Origin of the sequence: Pseudomaricurvus hydrocarbonicus (assembly GCF_011602365.1) — a bacterium.
Lineage (GTDB): Bacteria > Pseudomonadota > Gammaproteobacteria > Pseudomonadales > Cellvibrionaceae > Pseudomaricurvus > Pseudomaricurvus hydrocarbonicus.
The window spans coordinates 1-19,589 of record NZ_JAAONZ010000030.1 but is presented as its reverse complement, the minus strand read 5'-3'; the positions used below and the strand labels follow the sequence as shown (position 1 = coordinate 19,589).

Below are 19,589 nucleotides of genomic sequence, written 5' to 3'. Positions count from 1 at the left end.
TCACCTCAGGGCGAAGTATATTTGCCGTTGAGAATTTTCAAGAAGACTGTGATTTTTCAACAGCCTCCTAGGAGTCGGAATCCGCCAGTGCCTCTTTGAGGCCGAGTCAAGCATATCTTGGGCGAAAATCAGTTTTTAAGCTGACACACTACAGTATTTTAGCTTTCTTTAATGATTCCAACGCTTCATAGCGCTCAGGACTGAAATTGATCCAGAAGTCACTATATTGGATGCCCCCTACAGAGCTGGGGGTCCCCATTTTAGACAGTCATTATGGACAAAGTCGGAGTTGAAACCGGCGTAAACAGAAATTAGTCAGAAGAAGCCAGAGCCTATTGCATCGCCTTGACCAACTTACGACTCCAGAACATAAGTTCTTTCCGTCCAGTTGTCATTCAGACCAGAAATGATTCATAGCTCTTATTATTAGGTTTTTTTATCGAAGACATACCAATCTTTGCCGTCAACGCGCCATCTCATGAATAACTGAGCTTGTACTAATGGCGTTTCTATATTACCTGTAGATATCTCTTGCCCGGATAAAATAGTTACAGATATCGGATAATGTCTGCAATATATGGATAAACTCGATACAGAACAACTACAAAAATCGGTTAAAGTTAACACCGAACTAAATATATAAATATATAAATATAGTGAACAACGTATTCTAAAACAAAACAATTTCAGATCAGGAGTTATCATGGATCATGCAACATCCAAAGATGTAACAAAAAAAATTCTAGATCGAAAAATTATTGACCTTTCTCACACTCTGAGCGCAGACTTCCCGACATTGGAATTACCGCCCGAGTTTTCTCAGGCCTGGGCATTCAAGCAGGAAGTAATTTCCCATTATGACGACCGAGGCCCGGCGTGGTACTGGAATAACTTTTCCTGTAGCGAGCACACAGGCACTCATTTCGACGCTCCAATCCACTGGGTAACAGGCAGAGATTATCCAAACAACACCGTGGAGACTATAGACCCACAAAACTTTATTGCTAGCGCCGCAGTAATTGATGCAAGTGCAGAAGTTGCGGCCAATGAAGACTGGCTTTTGACGGTAGAATACTTGCAATACTGGGAAGCCCGTCACGGAAAAATTGAACCGGGATCATGGGTTCTGCTACGCACTGACTGGAACAAACGCATCGATAATCCGGCAGCTTTTGCCAATCTTAAAGAAGATGGTGCCCACACCCCTGGTCCTACCCAGGATGCTGTCGAGTGGCTCATCAATGAGCGAAATGTTCTGGGTTTTGGCGTAGAAACAATCAATACAGATGCCGGCCAATCATTCGCTTGGCCACTACCCTATCCCTGTCATACACTCATGCATGGTGCGAATAAGTATGGCCTGCAATGCCTCACAAATCTGGACTTGCTTCCGCCTCAAGGAGCGCTGATCATCGCTGCACCACTGAAAATTAAAAATGGTTCAGGCAGCCCACTTAGAGTGCTTGCACTGATCCCTTGAAATATCGAAAAACAGAGCCAGAAACTGTAAAGAATCTGACCTATCCCCCAAGGAATGCACTAAGCAAATGATACCTTTAGACAATATACACAGTTATCGGGTAGGCGAAAGCTCATTGCCGCATGATCCCATCAGCTCTATCATCGGTCCTCGGCCTATCGGATGGATCTCGACATTAAGTGTTGACGGGATAGCCAATCTTGCCCCCTACAGTTTTTTTACCGTCGTCAATTACCAACCGCCGATGGTCATGTTCTCCAGTGTCACCAAAAAAGATTCTGTAACCAATGCCGAACAGACTGGAGAATTTGTGGTTAATCTAGCAACTCGAGCACTGGCTGAGAAAATCAATTTGAGCAGTAGCGCATTACTACCAGAACAGGATGAAATTCAATTCTGCGGACTGACACCAGCACCCAGTTTGGAAATAAAACCACCGAGAGTGGCTGAAAGCCCAGTATCTCTGGAGTGCCGGGTTACTCGCATCGAACCTTTGCTAGGATTGAACTCACAGACTCTAGATACATGGGTGACCTACGGCGAAGTTGTCGCGGTAAACATTGATAATGCATTATTGAAGAATGGCATATTCGATACCTCATCTGCAGGAATCATACTTCGTGCAGGCGGGCCTGCTGATTATTTTGAAGTACTTGCAGAAGGGAAGTTTCAGATGCATCGGCCGCGCTAATAGCGGGGCTTGTTACTCTGCCGTGCGATGCAATCTGACAAGATCTTTTAGGGAGTTCATCAACACTTCAACCTTTTCAGGGCTCAGAGTGTTCAGAATTTCTTTCTGATGGTCTTCCGCCAGCTTGATCAAGCCGGTGACTACACGCCGGCCACTGGGTGTGACTTTTACCAGAGTACATCGACGGTCGTCCAAACTTGATGACCTCACGACATGTCCTTGAGCCTCCAACCGGTGCAACAAGCGGGTCACTGTCGGCTGTTTACTTACTGTCATTTCAGCTAACTGAGACACTGTCATGACTCGGCTACTTGCAAGTGCAGACAGAACCCGCCATTCGAGTACCGACAACCCGTGCCCCTCAACCACAGGACGAAATTCATTAGACAACAAATACCATGCCTGCCCTAACAGGGCAGGCAGGTAATTGTCAACAAAAGCAGTGGACTTTGACATTCGAGTAATCTTAAGATGCTAAAGGCTGAGGTACAAATTCTAGCCTAAATCGCTTCGGCATAGAAGTGTGTACACTAGGCGCAAACGAATCGTCAGCCAGCATTAATACTTGCCCGACAGCAGTGAACCGTATCCGTCAATAGTTCGATCAAGCCCCAAACGCCTCATCATCGCATAGACCGTCGCCACCGATGAAGAAATTACCGGCAATCCGGTTCGATTTTCAATTGGCTGAATTGAATCCAAAGACGGCATTTGCACACATGCCGAGGCTACGATCACGTCTACATTGCTGGTGTTCAATTTACGGGTAATTTCTATCGGTGCACGGGAGTCTCGCATGCCCACTTCGAGATTGTCGGAAATTTCCAATGAAATACTGTCGACCACTTCAATACCTTCGTGCTCAATATAATCGATCACCATGTCTGTCAGCGGTTTCATATAAGGTGTCAAAATTGACACCTTTTTCGCGCCCAAGACTTTTAATCCATCTACCAAAGCACCTGCGCTGGTGACTACCGGGGTTGGAAAACCGTTTTCTGAGGTGCACAAACTCAAACGTTCCTCGGAAACCCGGTGATAACCGCGCCCCATGCTCATAATGGCAACCAGGCAGGCGTATCCAAGTACATCCAGATTAGCATCAGAAAGCTCCAGCGCGCAGCGATCGCTATCGGCATCCATCGCCGCCAGCTCCTCAGGAGTAACTTTTTTCATACGCATACGACTGCCATGGAATGTAAAGCGCTCCCCGAATTGCGCATGTCGAGCATGAAACATCGCCGGTATTTCAGTTTCCATTGTGGTATTTGAAGACGGTACTATTTGCCCAATGCGGTATGTTTTACTGGTCATCGGTGTTCGGATCCTGTGTAGTTTGAACTAAATCAATGGCCTCTGCAGCCGACGCGGGTGTCACGGCGTCGTGGAAAACGGCGGCTTGCTGCGGTCGTCGATTCACTCGCAAATCAAAAATATCAAAACGATTATAGTGCCCGGTTATATCGTGCATTTGTCGAGGCTGTATGCACTTCGACAAATCGATTTCGGCGTAGACAATACCTTCATCATCAATAAGTGGCTCACCAATCAGACGACCATCTGGCCCAATAATGCCTGAGAATGCACTGTTTTTTCTGCGCAGTGTTTCTTTCGCCTCGGGATGGGACTCAGCCATCTGCTCGATAATGTCCTCGCTGATCGTTGAACAGGAAACCAAGGTAAATACCTTGCCTTCGAAACAATGGGCAGAAGCACGCACTTTGATAGCCTCAGCCATATCATAATTAGCCGGCGCGACCGGCAAAGCAATATAACTGGCAACATGCAGTAGCTCCCCTTGCGCCAACAGGGAAAATCGGGCTAACGTATTGGTGTTCTCGCCACAAGCCAGAACACCCAAGGGGCCGACACTGGTTTGGTGAACTTTTAGGTCGGACGCATCACCGGGTGCCCAAGTGAGCTTTTCGGCCCAAGTCGGAACTAGCTTGCGATGTCTACTGAGCAACTTTCCCTCGTCGGAGATAATCACCAATGTGTTGTAAATGGTTGCCAGACTGTTGCTATTGCGCTCATTCACCCCGACCACTACATTAATTTTATGACGTTTCGCCGCAGAGCAGATTTTGGCAATCTCAGGGCCAGGGATTTCAATCGCCGAGCGCACAAGTTTTTCAAACCAGGAACTGCCTTGAACTGGCGTCATTAACCAGTTCCAATAGGGATAGCCAGCCACAAATACTTCAGGAAAGGCTACAATTTCCGCCCCTTCTGAGGCGGCCTCTGCAATCAAATCACACACTTTATCGACGGTGGCATCGGTATCCAGAAACACCGGGGACGCCTGCACGGCCGCCGCTTTGAACTTAGGTAGTTCTAACATAGAGTTACTTCCAACCGACTTAAACTCGACCACGACGCGGCTCTTTGCCGACCGCAACCACTGGATTCCTCAATTCTCCAATACTTTCGACATAAGCTTCGATCACATCACCCGGCCACAGCCACTCTTGAGGATTTCTACCCGCACCCACACCTTCCGGTGTGCCGGTGGCAATAATGTCACCCGGTTCAAGCGTCATACCTGAGGAAATATCAGCGATCAAAGTATCTACTTTAAAGAGCATGTGCTGAGTGTTGGATTCCTGTTTACTAACGCCATTAACCTTCAGCCCGAGATTCAACACATGGGGATCCGATATCTCGTCAGCCGTGACAATACATGGTCCAAAAGGCGCGAAAGTGTCCTGTCCTTTGGAGTAGATCCACTGGCCAGCACGACGACAGTCACGAGCACTCATGTCGATCATGATGCTGTAACCAAATACATAAGAAAGCGCATCTTCTTTAGAAACGGCTTTTGCGCGCGTTCCTATAATTGCCGCTAACTCTACTTCCCAATCCAGCTGCTGAGTGATGGCTTCATTGTGTTCTACTGCATCTCCTGGACCTATAACGGTGGTTGGTGGTTTGCTGAAAATAACTGGTTCGGTGGGTAATGCAGCTGACGTATCTAGCGACTTACTGGACTCAGCCACGTGTTCAACATAGTTCAAACCGATACCAAAGATATTCTTTTTCGGCCGCGGGATAGGGGCCAACAGAGTCACATTAGACAACGGCAGAACCACATTAACTGGCCAATTTTGTTCATATTTTATAAACAGCTGGCTGGTAACCGCGACCGCATTAGGGCCCAGATCAATAAAATCCAGCATATCTGACGGCAGGTCTATCCCAACCTCGATACCGAATTTTTCCAGGTCTACAACCAGGTCATCTACAATTGCACCAAGACGCGCTGCTGCCAGCGTATTTTCACGATAAGTTACAAGTCGCATAAAGTTTTCTCCATTCAATAAGTCATAATTAATAGTTTTACTACGGCTGATACGTCGCAGATTAGGCCAATTGCTTTCCCTGGTTTTCAGCCAGAGCTTCCTCACGATACAAGTTAAGCTTTTCAATGACAGGTAAGTCACTGAAAGAAAAGAGAAACGCGTCCTCGCTGTCACTGGTATTCACATGCTCGTGCCAGCACCAGGCAGGAACGCAAAATATGTCACGTTTTTTCCAGTCGAAACGCTGGCCGTTAATAATGCTGTATCCACTGCCTTGTGCCACCTGATACATAAAGCTACCGGTGTGGCGGTGTGCTTTGCCATTGAAGCCTGGACGCAATAACTGCATGCTCGCGCCAATAGTACTCATAACATGACCTCCCGTGAGCGGATTTATGTAATTCATCAGTACATCATCGAAGGGACTTCCATCGGATATAGCAGCTAAAGCCTTTAAAGCATCGCGGGTTGGCTCCCATTGATATTTAAACAATGGACTGTAGGGTTTGCTCCAAGCGCTGGCCTGAGGTTTTAAACCAGGCGTGCCCCACATCACCGTAGAATCATCTACAGGATAAGACACAGCTTGATTTAGATCTGGATGCACCTGATAGAAACCAGCATCCAGTGCGTTGATCATGGGAATATCGAGCCCGTCCTGCCAGATACAAGACGTACCCTCTTCGGAAACCCCGTGCTCATGCCAAGTACCGTTAGGCGTCAAAACAAAATCATTCTCGCCGAGAGTCATCTTATGGCCGTCAACAATTGTATAGGCGCCACGACCCTCCATAATGAAACGCAATGCGGAAGATGAATGTGCATGACACGATGCCAGTTCGCCGGGGTTCATCACCTGAAGTCCCGAATAAAGCAAGCCAACCGCCGCTGAAATATCTTTACGACCTGGGTTTTCCAGGTAGATAACCCGGCGTCCAGCCTTCTCTGGCGAGACTAAAGTAACCGACTGCAGCACATGCTCGCGCAGATCATCGTAGCGCCAGAGCACCGGTACCGATTCAGGTGCGGGTTGCCAGGGTTCAATCTTATTGGCAACAGTCCAGAGCGCGCCAACCTTCATTTCTTCCAGTTTTTTGTAGTAGGCAACCAGTTCTGGTGTATCTTCGACATTCGCTCTGCCTGCAGTATTCTCTTTGTACCCGTCATATGAATCAGCCATTTTTGCCTCCCATCTTTTGAATCTTGTTTGGTGCAACCTGATGAAGTAACTGATCTTTTCCTGCCAGATAGGGCAGCGGCCAAGTCGCTGACTGACCCGGATAATGAGCTACTTGATGCAATAGCCAGGCGGGATTTGCGAGTAGTGGTCGTGCGAGAGCACAAAGATCTGCTCGGCCCGATGCAATCACACTATCCACCTGATCCAGCGAGGTAATAGCGCCTACAGCCATCACCGGCACGCCAACTTCATTCCGAATCCGATCCGCCATCGGCGTCTGATACATGCGTCCGTAAACCGGTTTTTGTGTCGGCACGACTTCGCCAGATGACACTGTGATCATATCTGCCCCAGCGCTTTGTAAATACCTGCTGATCTCTATGGAATCATCAACATCAATACCACCTTCGGCCCAATCAGTACTCGAAATACGCACTGACAATGGCAGATTAGCGGGCCAAACCTTACGCACACTGGTGAGCACCTGAAGCGGAAAACGCAGGCGGTTTTCGAGGCTGCCACCGTATTTATCCGAACGCTGATTAGTGAGCGGTGAAATAAAACTCGACAGCAGATAGCCCTGCCCAGCTTGTAACTCCAGCCAGTCAAACCCGGCCTCCATCGCACGAGCTGCGGCAATGGAAAATTGTTTACATATCTCGGTAAGCTGAGTTTCAGTGGCTTCTGTCGGTGTTGCTGATACACCAGGCAGGTAAGGCAGTTCGCTGGCTGAAATTAGCGGCCAGTTACCATCATTCAATGGCTTTTCTGGATTCTCCCAACCCACCTGAGTTGAACCTTTTCGCCCACAATGGCCAAGTTGAATTCCAATCTTGGAAACGCTGTTTTCGTGAACAAAGTCCACGATATGTTTCCACGCCGCCTGCTGTTCGTCATTCCACAAGCCAGTACAACCTGGCGTAGTTCTCGCTTCCGGCGACACTGCTGTCATCTCGGTGAAAACCAGACCAGCGCCACCCATAGCACGGCTGCCAAGGTGTACCAAATGAGTATCATTGGGCTTGCCATCACGCGCGCTGTAAATCAGGGTTGGCGAAAACACTATACGGTTTTCCAGTCTCAGCTCTGCCAGCTTATACGGCGTCAGAGCAGGAATGACGGCCGCCTCGACTTGAGATTCAGGGATATTATCATGTTGCGCAAACCACAACTCAAATCCCTTAAGCCACTTGGCATCGCGGATCCGCAGATTTTCGTGAGAAATACGCTGTGATCTTGTCAACAGGGAATAATTAAACTGTTGTGGTTCCATCCCTGCATAACGGGCAATATTTTCAAACCAATCTGTTGAATTGCGTGCAGCATTTTGTATTTTTAAAACTTCGATGGATCGAACTTTGCTGTAATGCTGTAGGCCCGCTTGCAGATCACCAGATGTTGTAGCCAATGACCGACTTAGCTCGATGGCATCTTCCAAAGCCAACTTGGTCCCAGAACCAATAGAAAAGTGGGCGGTGTGAGCTGCATCGCCCATAAGGACAACCGGGACAGGTTTAGAGTTTTGATTACCATAGGTCTGCCAATGCACCCAGTTTTCACAAATAATTCTAGGGAATCGAATCCAGATAGCTGAGCCGCGCAAATGATCGGCATTAGAAATTAGCGGTTCGCCGTCTAACCATGGAGCAAAGAGAGACTCGCAATAAGCGACCCCTTCTTCTTTCGACAGCTTGTCAATTCCAGCAGCCTGCCAAGTCTCTTCCCGTGTCTCTACAATAAACGTTGAAAGCCCATCTTCAAATTGATAAGCGTGGGCCTGAAACCAGCCAAATTCAGTTTCAACAAAAATAAATGAAAACGATTCAAAAACTTTTTTTGTACCAAGCCAGACAAACCGACATTTTCGCTCATCAATGTCAGGCTGGTAGGTTTTAGCGTACTTGGTGCGAACGGGACTATTGATTCCGTTACAAGCGACAATCAAATCAGGCTGATAGGTAGTGACAACCACATTATCATCATCAACGTTGCATTCAAAAACAAGCTCAACACCTAAATCTTCACACCGTTTTTGCAACAGGTTCAAAAGATTTTTTCGACCGATACCTATAAAACCATGACCACTACTTGTGACAACTTCATTTTTGAAATGAACATCAATATCATCCCAATGAGTAAACTGCGTTTTTATCTCACTGGCTGATACTGGATCGGAAGCGGCCAAATTTTCCATGGTAGCATCAGAAAAAACAACCCCCCAACCAAAGGTGTCATAAGGCTTATTTCGCTCCAATACAACAATATGATTATCAGGATTCTGCAGTTTCATGAGAATGGCGAAATACAGACCAGCCGGACCGCCACCGATACATACAATTTTCATTTTTTACTCCTTTTCACTAAACACACCATTCACATTAAGAGCATCTCGCAAGGCCTTAGGGACGGGGATAGAACGATGCGTTTCTAAAGACGTGGCGACGACAATCTGTGTTGCGCGAACGCGGACTATGTCGTCGTTGCCGATACAACTTAGCGCCAGCGTCAGAGAGCTCCGACCAACCTTGACCACTTGTAGATCAAGTAAGACGTCGTCACCCATGCGACTGACAAACAAAAACTCAACGTCCAACTTAACACTGGGAAGTCCAAAGCGATGATCAAGGATATAGGCTGCAAAACCACCGTCTAAAAGCGAGTCAATCCAAGCCTCCAGAAGACTATTAAACATCTCAAAATATTTGGGATAAAAAACAATGCCTGCTGGATCACATTCAGAAAACCGAATACGGTGTGGCAAACGAAAAGAACAATTATTCACTGAAATCTCCTAAACTCGTTTGAGTTTTTTTAATCAGATCGTCTAACTTATTCCCCTGATCATCGGCGAGTGCTGCTAAACGCAATTTGGCGACAAGGCCTGGGGAAATCGACTTCATCAATTGATCCACCAGACTCGATATTTTCCGAAAACTGCTTAATCCTCGAGAATGAGTATCACCATAGCCCTTTACTAGGTTTTGACACTTTGCCAATTCCGTTGCTAGCGCCGGATCTATCGCCGCAGCTTTCTTAACCATGATTAACCAAGCTTCTATGTTTTTCGTCTCCATCGAATACCTAAGCGTCGCACGACGCCAACGTTTCATAAATGCCAAAGAGCAGAGAAGCAAATAGCCGAATAAAGTATTAGTGGGTACAACGCGCCCTTTTTGTGTAAACCTTGCTATCAAGCGATGGATAAAATGGGGTCTAGACAACCATTTTCCAAATGCTTTGGGTAACGTCTCACAGATTTCCTGCATGCGTGGATGCATATATTCATTGATCCAGACAACTTGCTGTGGGCTCACACCCACCTCTTTATGAACGCGTTCAAAACGTTTACTTCGCGTTTTCAAATCAGCGACACGAATGGTGTCTTCATAGGACATCCACAAGGCCAAATGACGAGCCGTTTCCTGAATCAATAAGTTGTCATTACCACCAAATGAAGTTTGTATATCCTTTAGCCGATCAAGATACAAATGAGCATATTTGGCGTCCTGGTAGTCAACCAGACGGCGGACGCCCTCGGCAATAAAATGAATCGTCGGAACTGGGAATTGGTAAATGCGTTGCAACAGGCTGTTGATAACAGGGTCTTCAGACTCTCTGTCTGGTGGCTGCCAACTGTCTTCCTGGAGCGTCTCTTTTTTAGCAGAGCGCGCTTCATTGTAACCACTTTCAAAAGCTCGTAAGCTAGGCTCAACGCCCACACCACCACGTCGAATTGTGTCTTCAAACTGACTTCGATTAAAAGGTAAATCACCGGAACCACACAGTGCACCGAACAGTACCGCACTAATAACACTTCCAGACTTTTGTGCCACATCTGCCATGTCAAAACAAACAAATTTATGCGCGGATTTTTCGGCGTGAAGTAGAATGGATTCACTATCAACGCGTCCATCGGCCATAGACGATTTTTCACTGATGGAATAAACCCGGCTACTGGACGAGATAAGACTGGTCCTATCGTCAGTAACCAATCCACGCTGTACAGCGCGTCCTGCTTCCATCAATTCTGATGCTAAAACAACATCAACATCACCGGGCGTTGGCATCAAACCAAGCACCGGGAGCTTTCCTGGTAAATCTACCGGAATTGGAAATATCTCGACATAGTAAATAGTTGCGCCTGTACGCTGAGCGACACCGGGTACGGACGTATTCTGTCCGTAAAATCCGTTCTTTTCTGCTAAACTCACGATCCAGTCTGCGAGCACTCCACCGCCCTCACCACCCATCGCGAACACAGCAATTTTAATTGGTTCAGATATCATAAATGACCTCATATTTAGAAAGTCAAACGACTGCGACGGCGATCAGCCACACGTTGCAGCAAACTAATAATTTTGACGCTCATCCGAAACAAGTAACGCTCTAACCAACGAGGGTTACTTACCACATTTACTCGATAAAAAGACGGACAGAGCACAGCAGCATGGGAAACCTCGCCGCACAAACCACAGCCAACACAACTTTCAATCACAGTTGCGACAGGGTCTTGCCTGAGAGGGTCGGGATTGGCTTTTATGGACAAAGACGGACATCCGGACAAACGGATACAAGAGTGATCACCGGTACATGTATCCGCATCGACGCCAAAGCGTTCACGTACCACACGCTTGCCTTCGTCCAGAGCACTACGGCTTTCGCGCTTTAAGCGACGTTGCTTGTTCAGCATACACTCGCTCTGAGCAATCAAAACTTTGGGGCCTTTAAACCCAGTAGTCAGTGCCTCACGAATTTCGCGAATCATGGATTTCAGATCATAGGTATGAGTCACAGTTCGAACCCACTTAACTCCAACAGACTTTACAGCCGTAGAAATTTCATGGCCGGTACTGCGTGAGTCATTTTTTGCCGTGGACGACAATAAATCCTGCCCACCTGTAGCTGCCGAGTAACTGTTATCAACAATAATGGTCAAGTTGTCACTTTTGTTAAAAACTGCATTGGCAATACCAGATGTAAGACCGTTATGCCAGAAACCACCGTCGCCCATCACAGCGATTGCGCGTTTCTTTTCAGAACCTACCATTGCCGCCGCGCCAGCCGCGCCAAGCCCATAACCCATGGTGGTGTTACCAAGATTAAACGGAGGCAGAATTGAAAATAAATGGCAACCAATATCTGCACTAACATGGTGTGATCCCAGCTCACGTTCAACTAGTTTCATGGCCGTAAAAATTGGGCGTTCAGGACATCCAGTGCAGAAACCTGGCGGCCGTTGATGAACGGAGTCCGCCAGTGATGGCTCATACTGAACCACAGCGGCTGACTCAGTCTCGGATACTGCAGTAACAGGTATCAAATCCGCAACTGGAATAGACTTTTCCGCTTTTTCCAGACAGCCATATCGCTGCAAAAAATCAGATACACCTTCAAATAATCTTTCCGAATTATATTCTCCTGCCAGTGGCAAAATATCTTTGCCATGCAGTCTTGCTGTTAGATTTTTCTGGCGCAAAATCATGGAGATATTTTGTTCAGTAAAGTTTGGCTGCCCCTCCTCCACCATGAGCACTGCAGATTTACCTTGACAAAAACGTTCAACCTCATCATCAATAACCGGGTAAGCCACATTCATCACGTAGATGGGAATCTGACTCTCACCAAAAACATCGGCTAAACCAAGATTCTTCAAAACACGTAACAAAGTATTGTAAACTCCACCCTGAACAATAATCCCGATATCGGCCAAATTTTCAGAAAAGAATTCATTCAGAGAGTGCGACTTAATAAACTCTACCGCCGCGGGCCAACGTTTCTGCACCTTCTCCTGTTCATGCTGAAAACTCGCTGGCGGCAGTACAATCCGATCAAGATCGCGCACCGGGTTATCAACTGCATCTCCAGTTTTAAAATCCGCGGTTCGGTTATCGGATGCAGTAAACTGTCCATGTAGATGACATGTACGTATTCGCATTTGCAACATTACAGGCGTGTTACTTGCTTCAGACAATTCAAATGCTTGCTTCACGGCTTTAACCATACAAGGAAGATTTGGGCGTGGGTCGAGCAACCAAATTTGAGACTTCATGGCAAAAGCAAGACTTCGCTCCTGCATGATTGAGGAGCCCTCACCGTAATCTTCGCCAACAATAATTAAAGCACCGCCTAAAACACCACCGGATGCCAGGTTGGCCAAGGCATCGGACGCAACATTTGTGCCTACAGTTGCTTTAAATGTCACTGCGCCACGCATCGGGTAATTAACAGATGCCGCCAAAGTCGCTGCAGCAGTTGCCTCACTAGCACTGTTCTCAAAATAAATCCCATGCTCTTGTAGCACTTCTTTTGCATCAGAGAGTACATCCATCAAATGGGAAATTGGGGCTCCCTGATAGCCAGCCACATAGGAAACACCAGACTCCAGCAAAGCTTTAGTTACCGCGAGAATACCCTCGCCACTAAAGACTTCACCCTCACCCATCCTGAGCTTTTTCACCTCTTTTAAAAAAGATCGTTCAGCCAAAACATCACCCGCTCGTATGAAATTGATTTCTAGCGTCAACGTTATACAGCTACACAAATTAAATCAAATACATTACAAGTAATGTATTTTATAATTGCACTATGTGGATAAAAATGGAAAATTTATTATTATAATTTATGAATTTAACAGTATATATTATCTTTTTAAAAATAATATGATTCACTTTATTGGAAGACATATAAGCGTTATATAAAACAAATTATTGGTTAAACTAAATTACAAATCATGTAATATAATAATTGTACTTTACTGATAAAACAGGATGAAAAACATGAAACGTCATTTCGTTCTTCCAAAACATATTAGAACAGTAATGTGCTTTTTAAAATCGCACACAAACGAACCGATATGTGTTGATGACCTTGCTCACATTTCGGGAACAAGCACTCGAAGCCTGTATCTTCACTTTAAAAACTTTCTTGGCATGACGCCGATGGAATATGTAAAAGAATTGCGCATGGAACGCGTCAGAAATGAGCTGCTTTCAGGAGACGCCAACAACATTTACAAGGCAGCAACAAATGCAGGATTTAATCACATGGGAAGATTTAGCAGAGACTACCGACAGCGATACGGAGAAAATCCACGAGAGACATTAAAGGCAAGAATGTTTCAAGAAGAATAACTATAGCCCAATCAACCTTGATCCTAAAATACATTCAAGCAGCATATCGCAATACGACTATGAACTCCTGAACGACAAACACGCTTATCTAATATTCAAAGCGAAAGCAGAAAAAATCCCACAGAACTTTCCTCGTGAGACTTTAGGCCGCATTAGTTAACTAGAGATTTTTCAGATACCAAATTAATTGCTAATTTGCGCTGTCGCCTCAATTTCAATCAACAATTCAGGTAATGCCAGGCTCTGAATACCTATCAGTGTATTCGCTGCGGGAAGTTCGTCGGCATAAAACGCCGAAATTTCGCCACACACTGACTCAAGATATTCAGGTTTATGATTAACAATATATGTACGAAGACGAACCACGTCTGCTGAAGTGGCGCCAACCTCTTCTAACACGGTTTTTATATTTTTCAAAACCTGTTTGGTCTGCGCCGCAATATCCCCTTCACCAATCAGTGTACCGCTGGCGTCCCATGCCACCTGACCAGCCAAATGAATTAATTTACCATCGGTCGACTCAGTTGCGTGAGAAAAACCAAAATGAACACTGGGGTACATAGATTCTGGATTAATAGCTTTTCTTGACATGGATTTTCCTCAAATAGAGTATCATCAGTTTATAAATATTGAACTAGCTCAAGTTGATGACCAAAGGGGTCGATAACGTACCAGGAGTCAGAATCAGGACACGGCCCGTCGACGGAAGAAATCGGCCCCGCGAGTTTGGTACAGCCTAATGACTCGAGATGCTGCAAAGCGACCAGTATGTCTTTAACTTTAATACAAATATGGCTCGCACCCGTGTCCCCATTCGAAGGAATGAAACGACTTGCTGTTTCTGGCTTGTCATACTGAAACAACTCAACTCGAAGATTATCAAACAATTGAACCATCGCGATATTCAACCGTACCCCAGGAACATTTATATGCGCTTCACTCCAATCCCGGCCATCCTCCATAGCCGGAATTTCCTCGGCATCAAAAGGACCCATTTTATAGATTAATTTTGAACCAAATGCCTGCTCATAGAATGCGAGACTTTTTTCAATGTTATTGACGGTAATGGACACATGATCCGAACCGAGAAAGATTTCTTTAACATTGCTTATCATCGTGATTTCACCTCGTTTCCAATACTTCAATTTAATATATTTACTATAAAAACGGCACAAACAAACAACGGTACAATAAAACGAACCAAGAAGTGCCATATTTTGAACATAGTATCAGAGCGTAAATTCAGCTCTTCGCGAACTACATCCCGCGACAAAGACCAACCAGCCAATACCGCAACCAGAATTCCGCCGACAGGCATTAACAGATTCGACACCAGATAGTCAATGAGATCAAAAATTGTCTTGTGTTTAAAAAACTCGAACATTGACAAGGGCTTCACGTCTGACCAGATATTGAAGGAGAACACTGTAGCCAAACCCAAAAGCCACAGGGCTAATATGGTCAACCAGGTTATAGCGGGCCGTTTTAAAGAAGTAGATTCCTCAAGCCAGGCAACAACGGCCTCCAGCAATGTGATTGATGATGTTAACGCAGCTAAGGCCAGTAAAAGAAAGAACACCGGCCCGATAAAATGACCACCTGCCATCTGCCCAAAAGCAATGGGTAAAGTAGTAAATATCAGACCAGGTCCACCAGCAGGTGATAGTCCATACTGAAATACCAGTGGAAAAATTGCCAAACCCGCAAGTATTGCTACACCGCCATCAGCAGCGGCAATGATGAGTGCGGCCCTGCCGAGTGGGAATGATTTTTTCATGTAAGCACCAACGGTCATCAAAACGCCAAGTCCGACACCCAGAGAAAAGAACGCCTGACCCACTGCAGTAAGAATCACCGATGGTTTAAAATCTTCAAATACTGGCACAAACATAAAACGAAATGCTGCAGAAAAATCACCACTTACAGCAGAATAGAACACCAATAAAATCAAGATCAAAAATAGACCAGGCGTTAGCCACTTAAGTACTGCCTCCAATCCATTGTGAATACCCCTCGCAACCACTACACCTGTAAGCACCAAAAAAAACAATTGGTAAACAATCATCTCGACCGGGTTATTTTGAAACACCATGAACATTTCAACAGCGCCTTTAGACGAAATACTGTCGAAGGCCCCGCCTAACGATTTCACCATATAGCTGACCGTCCAGCCTGCAATAACACAGTAAAAGCTCAATGCGAGAAACACGCCGCTGGCGGCCATTACACCATACCAGCGCCAATACCGACTGATGCCTTCGCGCTTAGACAAAACCTGCATCGTGCCAACAACGCTTTTACCGCCCGAACGGCCAATTAATAACTCGGCAATTAACGCAGGAACCGAAATCACAACCAAGGCCAAAATGTAAACCAGGGTGAACAGGCCACCGCCGTTCTCGCCAGCAACGTAGGTGAACTTCCAAATATTGGATATACCTACAGCACTCCCAATTGCCGCAGCAAGGAAGGCAAACTGGGTGCTCCAATGACGGTTATCCGTATAGCTCATATCGGCTTTATCTCTTTGATGCTAAGTCTTGTTAATGGTCTAATTCCAAAAGGTCAGCAACGCCAACCTTCTGGTATTCGCTGGATCAGAAGCTATAGGTCGCTTTGACCCCATAATTCATGTAGGAGGGTTCAACATACATGCCTCCCATGAACGCTTTCTGGTAGGAACTCACAAAGTGGTCGTCATCCAGTGCGTTTTCGACATAAGCAACAATACTAAGGTTGTTATTTTCGAAGCCGGCACGTAGGTTCAATACATCGTAGCTTGGCACTTCCCATGGATATCCTGATTGAATCAAGGAGCTGGTGGAAGACTGAATTGAATCACGATACTGCCATTCGGTACGAACATAACCGGACCAATTTTCTGACAGCTCGAAACCATATTCAATATCGAGGGATGCTGTTATTTTTGGCGAATTTGGAACAGTTTCACCATCGAGAACACGGTTGGCACCGTCAATATAGGCTACAAACTTATCGTACTTTGCATCCAGGTAGCCAACACCAAGATCAATTTGCAGGCTGTCATTAGGTAAAAATGTTGCTGTCATCTCAACACCTTTTGATATCGCTCTTTCAGCGTTATCGATACCTGTAAACAGTGTAAAATTCCCATCACTGTCTACACCTGACTGCTGAAAGGATGTTTGTAGATCTTTCCAGTCCATATAGAAAGCAGCGGCATTAACACGCAACCTGTTTTCCATTAGCTCAGCTTTAACACCCGCCTCATAGTTCCATAGCACTTCTGGCTCATAAGATTCCGTTCCGGGAAGTGGACTCACTTGAACACCGCCAGATTTAAAGCCTTTAGAGGCGGTTGCATAAACACTCACGTCCTCTGATACGATATAGTTGATCGCCACTCGAGGTGAAAAGTCATAGAATGTATCTTCCGACTCAAGAGTCTGAATAAACGCACCATTCGCGCGTTTGATACTGGAGGTGATCGTTTCTTCACTGTAGCGGCCACCAACAGACAACGTTAGAGCATCTGTAAGGTAATAATCAACCTGACCAAATAGAGCCCAGCTTTTAGAGGTTTGTTCGCTGTCGTTCTTACTGATAGTGGTATCTTCTGCTAAACCAAAGAGCTCCGCCGCGCCAATCAGCGTTTCACTTAAGTACTTACCACTGTCTTTCCCGTATATCACTCCCACGTTCCAATCAAAGGTTTGTCCAGAAACACTCTGCAGGCGCAGTTCTTGACTGAAGCTTCGGCGCGGTATACTTCTGTACTCATTCAAGTAATCAACACTGCCACCGTCAATATCTCCTTCTAGGTAAAAGTCAGACTCTACATAGCCGGTGATACTTGTGAACATTGTAGATTCCATATCATAGTCGACACGGGCAACCAAATACTCGAAATCAGTACCTACACTCTGGGGCGAGTTGAAATTGACCTTATCTGTATTGTTCGGGAAGAATCCTACACCATCGGGATCAGGATTCGCCAAACCGTCACCATCAGTATCAGGAAAATCACTAAATAGCGTAGCACCAGCGAAAGTCGAAAAGACACCCGATGGCACCCCTTCTCGCATACCAACTTCTTCTTCTGCATAACTGCCGGTGACCGTCACACTCAAGTCATCTGTGGGCGTGAAGAGAATGGTTGCCTTGGCATAGTCGTAATCGCTGTCGTTACCGCCTCCTATTTCATTAATATTCTCTATGTTCCCATCTGAACTCTGGGTTTTTACATTGAACCGTGCAGCTAATACATCATCAATAATCGGTACATTCAGCATGCCAGTCAGATCAGTTGAATTAAAACGCGCTAGATCCGCACTGAAGGAACCGCCAAGTTCAAACTCTGGCTGATTTGAAGTAACACTGATACCGCCGCCTAATGCATTTCGACCAAAATAGGTGGCCTGCGGACCACGTAGAATTTCAATTTGTTGAATATCCATCACTGGCGGATTAATACTGCTCCCCGCCATGTTAAATCCGTCCACATAGAAGCCGAAGGTAGACGTTCTCAGTGCAGTATTCTGACCCACAAAATTTGTTACACCCCGTATACTGATTTCCCGTCGTGAACGAGAACCAGACGAAGTAAAGCTCGCATTTGGTGTTTTAGTAACGTAGCCAGAAACATCTTTAAACATATTTTTATCAATGGCTTCACCGTTGAACGCACTGATACTGATAGGCACATCTTGAAGACTTTGTTCACGCTGCTGCGCTGTAACCACTACCTCTTCAATTTGTGCTTCAGTGATACCAGAAAGAAAAGTTGAGCACAGTGCGGATGCCGATATTGCTAATGACAAGCCTAGCTTTTTAGTTCTAGGTTCCCGCGCAGTTCTACTTTTATACTTAACAGTTTTTTGATTACTCACAATTCAAACTCCTCAGTTTAATTTTTTATGTGAAATATTAATCATCATTAGCGGATACTCTGAGAAAGCTTACCTTAGATATTTTTTCATTTTTTTTTGTTATATAACCCATAACCAGTGATGAAGACGTAACGCCGTCAACCGACTTAACAGAACGGTGATAAGTGAATACCTTATCTCCAGCAATGAATTCTTCTATGAATGGCAACTCGATATGGATGGAATCCATCCTTTTTTGAATTTTCCTGAAATGCTGAACCATATTTTTAGTACCCTTCACCTGCAGATGACCATTGATATATATCGCTGCATCATCCGTGAAGTAGGTACCGAAGTTATTCTGGGTTAGCCCGGCGGGGTTTTTCATGGCGTGATTCCACCATGTGAACATACTCGTGAGAATCGTAGTGGATTCAACAGCTAGTACCTTCCCAGTGAATAGCAATAATGTGGCCAAGATGCATGCACGGATAAAATGATTTGCAGGTTTCATAAAATACTCATTCCAATACTGTATAAGTTGATATTTTCTCACCGCAAATTAATCATGCGCCTACCAGGATATTGTTTCAATCACACTATATGTACATTTTTATTGCATTTAAGGCAAAACACAAAAAAGCTCGACCATAGAACAGAAAACCAATACTGTGAATTGGGAAGGGTTTGCAAAACGATTTAAACGATGATTGGAAGCTTGAATCCAGGCGAGGAGCGGAATTGAATACCCAGGCGGATAGGCGTTGGAAAAATTGATTGCTGGCAACATACCAATAACTGCTGAAAAAAGGTGTAACCAAATCAGCTGTTACACCCACAAAGAGAATGTCCCACTAACTGTGTAAACCCCGTGATTCATATTACCCTAGAGGAGTTAATGAATCATGGTATCGACAATGAAAAACAAAGAACTACAGGACATGGCCGACAAGGTGGCTGGC

At 45.5% G+C, this 19,589-nt stretch carries 17 protein-coding genes; 3 read left to right on the top strand and 14 right to left on the bottom strand.

Annotated elements, in window-relative coordinates; all coding sequences use genetic code 11:
- Nucleotides 1-703: 703 nt before the first annotated feature.
- Together G8770_RS22815 and G8770_RS22810 are read left to right on the top strand one after the other, a co-directional pair.
- Nucleotides 704-1,480: a cyclase family protein gene (locus tag G8770_RS22815; RefSeq protein WP_167192351.1), complete on the top strand. Its 777-nt coding sequence runs from the start codon at nucleotides 704-706 to the stop codon at nucleotides 1,478-1,480.
- A gap of 67 nt (nucleotides 1,481-1,547) precedes the next feature.
- A complete protein-coding gene (locus G8770_RS22810; protein ID WP_167192348.1) occupies nucleotides 1,548-2,171 on the top strand; it encodes a flavin reductase family protein in 624 nt (207 codons plus the stop codon).
- A gap of 12 nt (nucleotides 2,172-2,183) precedes the next feature.
- On the opposite strand, the gene G8770_RS22805 is transcribed toward G8770_RS22810, so the two are convergent.
- The 9 genes from G8770_RS22805 to G8770_RS22765 all read right to left on the bottom strand — a co-directional run bounded on the left by G8770_RS22805 (nucleotide 2,184) and on the right by G8770_RS22765 (nucleotide 13,134).
- Nucleotides 2,184-2,627 carry a MarR family winged helix-turn-helix transcriptional regulator gene (locus G8770_RS22805; RefSeq protein ID WP_167192346.1) on the bottom strand — a complete coding sequence of 148 codons (444 nt, stop codon included), beginning with the start codon at nucleotides 2,625-2,627 and terminating at the stop codon, nucleotides 2,184-2,186.
- A gap of 102 nt (nucleotides 2,628-2,729) precedes the next feature.
- On the bottom strand, nucleotides 2,730-3,485 hold the full coding sequence (locus G8770_RS22800) for a maleate cis-trans isomerase family protein (RefSeq protein WP_167192344.1): 756 nt from the start codon (nucleotides 3,483-3,485) through the stop codon (nucleotides 2,730-2,732).
- Complete coding sequence (locus G8770_RS22795; RefSeq protein WP_208022468.1) at nucleotides 3,475-4,545, bottom strand: nitrilase-related carbon-nitrogen hydrolase; 1,071 nt, start codon at nucleotides 4,543-4,545, stop codon at nucleotides 3,475-3,477. Before G8770_RS22795 ends, G8770_RS22800 begins: the two co-directional genes overlap by 11 nt.
- Entirely contained in the window at nucleotides 4,532-5,470 is a 939-nt protein-coding gene (locus tag G8770_RS22790) for a fumarylacetoacetate hydrolase family protein (protein WP_167192342.1), read from the bottom strand. The genes G8770_RS22795 and G8770_RS22790 overlap by 14 nt, the downstream gene beginning before the upstream one ends.
- 61 nt (nucleotides 5,471-5,531) lie before the next feature.
- Nucleotides 5,532-6,650: a cupin domain-containing protein gene (locus tag G8770_RS22785; RefSeq protein ID WP_167192340.1), complete on the bottom strand. Its 1,119-nt coding sequence runs from the start codon at nucleotides 6,648-6,650 to the stop codon at nucleotides 5,532-5,534.
- Nucleotides 6,643-8,994 carry a bifunctional salicylyl-CoA 5-hydroxylase/oxidoreductase gene (locus G8770_RS22780; RefSeq protein WP_167192338.1) on the bottom strand — a complete coding sequence of 784 codons (2,352 nt, stop codon included), beginning with the start codon at nucleotides 8,992-8,994 and terminating at the stop codon, nucleotides 6,643-6,645. The genes G8770_RS22785 and G8770_RS22780 overlap by 8 nt, the downstream gene beginning before the upstream one ends.
- 3 nt (nucleotides 8,995-8,997) lie before the next feature.
- On the bottom strand, nucleotides 8,998-9,432 hold the full coding sequence (locus G8770_RS22775) for a thioesterase family protein (RefSeq protein WP_167192336.1): 435 nt from the start codon (nucleotides 9,430-9,432) through the stop codon (nucleotides 8,998-9,000).
- Nucleotides 9,425-10,936, bottom strand: coding sequence for an indolepyruvate oxidoreductase subunit beta family protein (locus tag G8770_RS22770; protein WP_167192334.1), 1,512 nt, complete (start codon nucleotides 10,934-10,936; stop codon nucleotides 9,425-9,427). The genes G8770_RS22775 and G8770_RS22770 overlap by 8 nt, the downstream gene beginning before the upstream one ends.
- 14 nt (nucleotides 10,937-10,950) lie before the next feature.
- A complete protein-coding gene (locus tag G8770_RS22765; RefSeq protein WP_167192332.1) occupies nucleotides 10,951-13,134 on the bottom strand; it encodes a thiamine pyrophosphate-dependent enzyme in 2,184 nt (727 codons plus the stop codon).
- Between the two features lie 292 nt (nucleotides 13,135-13,426).
- Here G8770_RS22765 and G8770_RS22760 point away from each other — a divergent pair, with 292 nt between their 5' ends.
- Nucleotides 13,427-13,780, top strand: coding sequence for a helix-turn-helix transcriptional regulator (locus G8770_RS22760; protein WP_167192330.1), 354 nt, complete (start codon nucleotides 13,427-13,429; stop codon nucleotides 13,778-13,780).
- A gap of 183 nt (nucleotides 13,781-13,963) precedes the next feature.
- Here the strand turns inward: G8770_RS22760 and G8770_RS22755 are convergent, their stop codons facing one another.
- The 5 genes from G8770_RS22755 to G8770_RS22735 form a co-directional block, all read right to left on the bottom strand.
- Nucleotides 13,964-14,371 (bottom strand): RidA family protein, encoded by a 408-nt coding sequence (locus tag G8770_RS22755; protein WP_167192328.1) that lies wholly within the window; start codon nucleotides 14,369-14,371, stop codon nucleotides 13,964-13,966.
- Nucleotides 14,372-14,400: 29 nt separating this feature from the next.
- A complete protein-coding gene (locus G8770_RS22750) occupies nucleotides 14,401-14,895 on the bottom strand; it encodes a VOC family protein (RefSeq protein ID WP_208022467.1) in 495 nt (164 codons plus the stop codon).
- A 26-nt stretch (nucleotides 14,896-14,921) separates the two neighbouring features.
- Nucleotides 14,922-16,292, bottom strand: coding sequence for a sodium-dependent transporter (locus tag G8770_RS22745; protein ID WP_167192326.1), 1,371 nt, complete (start codon nucleotides 16,290-16,292; stop codon nucleotides 14,922-14,924).
- An 85-nt stretch (nucleotides 16,293-16,377) separates the two neighbouring features.
- Nucleotides 16,378-18,648, bottom strand: coding sequence for a TonB-dependent receptor domain-containing protein (locus G8770_RS22740; RefSeq protein ID WP_208022466.1), 2,271 nt, complete (start codon nucleotides 18,646-18,648; stop codon nucleotides 16,378-16,380).
- Between the two features lie 37 nt (nucleotides 18,649-18,685).
- Nucleotides 18,686-19,141, bottom strand: a complete 456-nt coding sequence (locus G8770_RS22735; protein WP_167192324.1) for a hypothetical protein — start codon at nucleotides 19,139-19,141, stop codon at nucleotides 18,686-18,688.
- Nucleotides 19,142-19,589 lie beyond the last annotated feature (448 nt).

Excerpts from the sequence above, each read along its gene's own strand:
- G8770_RS22815 (WP_167192351.1), top strand. The coding sequence starts at position 704 with ATGGATCATGCAACATCCAAAGATGTAACAAAAAAAATTCTAGATCGA.
- G8770_RS22810 (WP_167192348.1), top strand. The coding sequence starts at position 1,548 with ATGATACCTTTAGACAATATACACAGTTATCGGGTAGGCGAAAGCTCA.
- G8770_RS22805 (WP_167192346.1), bottom strand. The coding sequence starts at position 2,627 with ATGTCAAAGTCCACTGCTTTTGTTGACAATTACCTGCCTGCCCTGTTA.
- G8770_RS22800 (WP_167192344.1), bottom strand. The coding sequence starts at position 3,485 with ATGACCAGTAAAACATACCGCATTGGGCAAATAGTACCGTCTTCAAAT.
- G8770_RS22790 (WP_167192342.1), bottom strand. The coding sequence starts at position 5,470 with ATGCGACTTGTAACTTATCGTGAAAATACGCTGGCAGCAGCGCGTCTT.
- G8770_RS22785 (WP_167192340.1), bottom strand. The coding sequence starts at position 6,650 with ATGGCTGATTCATATGACGGGTACAAAGAGAATACTGCAGGCAGAGCG.
- G8770_RS22780 (WP_167192338.1), bottom strand. The coding sequence starts at position 8,994 with ATGAAAATTGTATGTATCGGTGGCGGTCCGGCTGGTCTGTATTTCGCC.
- G8770_RS22770 (WP_167192334.1), bottom strand. The coding sequence starts at position 10,936 with ATGATATCTGAACCAATTAAAATTGCTGTGTTCGCGATGGGTGGTGAG.
- G8770_RS22760 (WP_167192330.1), top strand. The coding sequence starts at position 13,427 with ATGAAACGTCATTTCGTTCTTCCAAAACATATTAGAACAGTAATGTGC.
- G8770_RS22755 (WP_167192328.1), bottom strand. The coding sequence starts at position 14,371 with ATGTCAAGAAAAGCTATTAATCCAGAATCTATGTACCCCAGTGTTCAT.
- G8770_RS22750 (WP_208022467.1), bottom strand. The coding sequence starts at position 14,895 with ATGATAAGCAATGTTAAAGAAATCTTTCTCGGTTCGGATCATGTGTCC.
- G8770_RS22745 (WP_167192326.1), bottom strand. The coding sequence starts at position 16,292 with ATGAGCTATACGGATAACCGTCATTGGAGCACCCAGTTTGCCTTCCTT.
- G8770_RS22735 (WP_167192324.1), bottom strand. The coding sequence starts at position 19,141 with ATGAAACCTGCAAATCATTTTATCCGTGCATGCATCTTGGCCACATTA.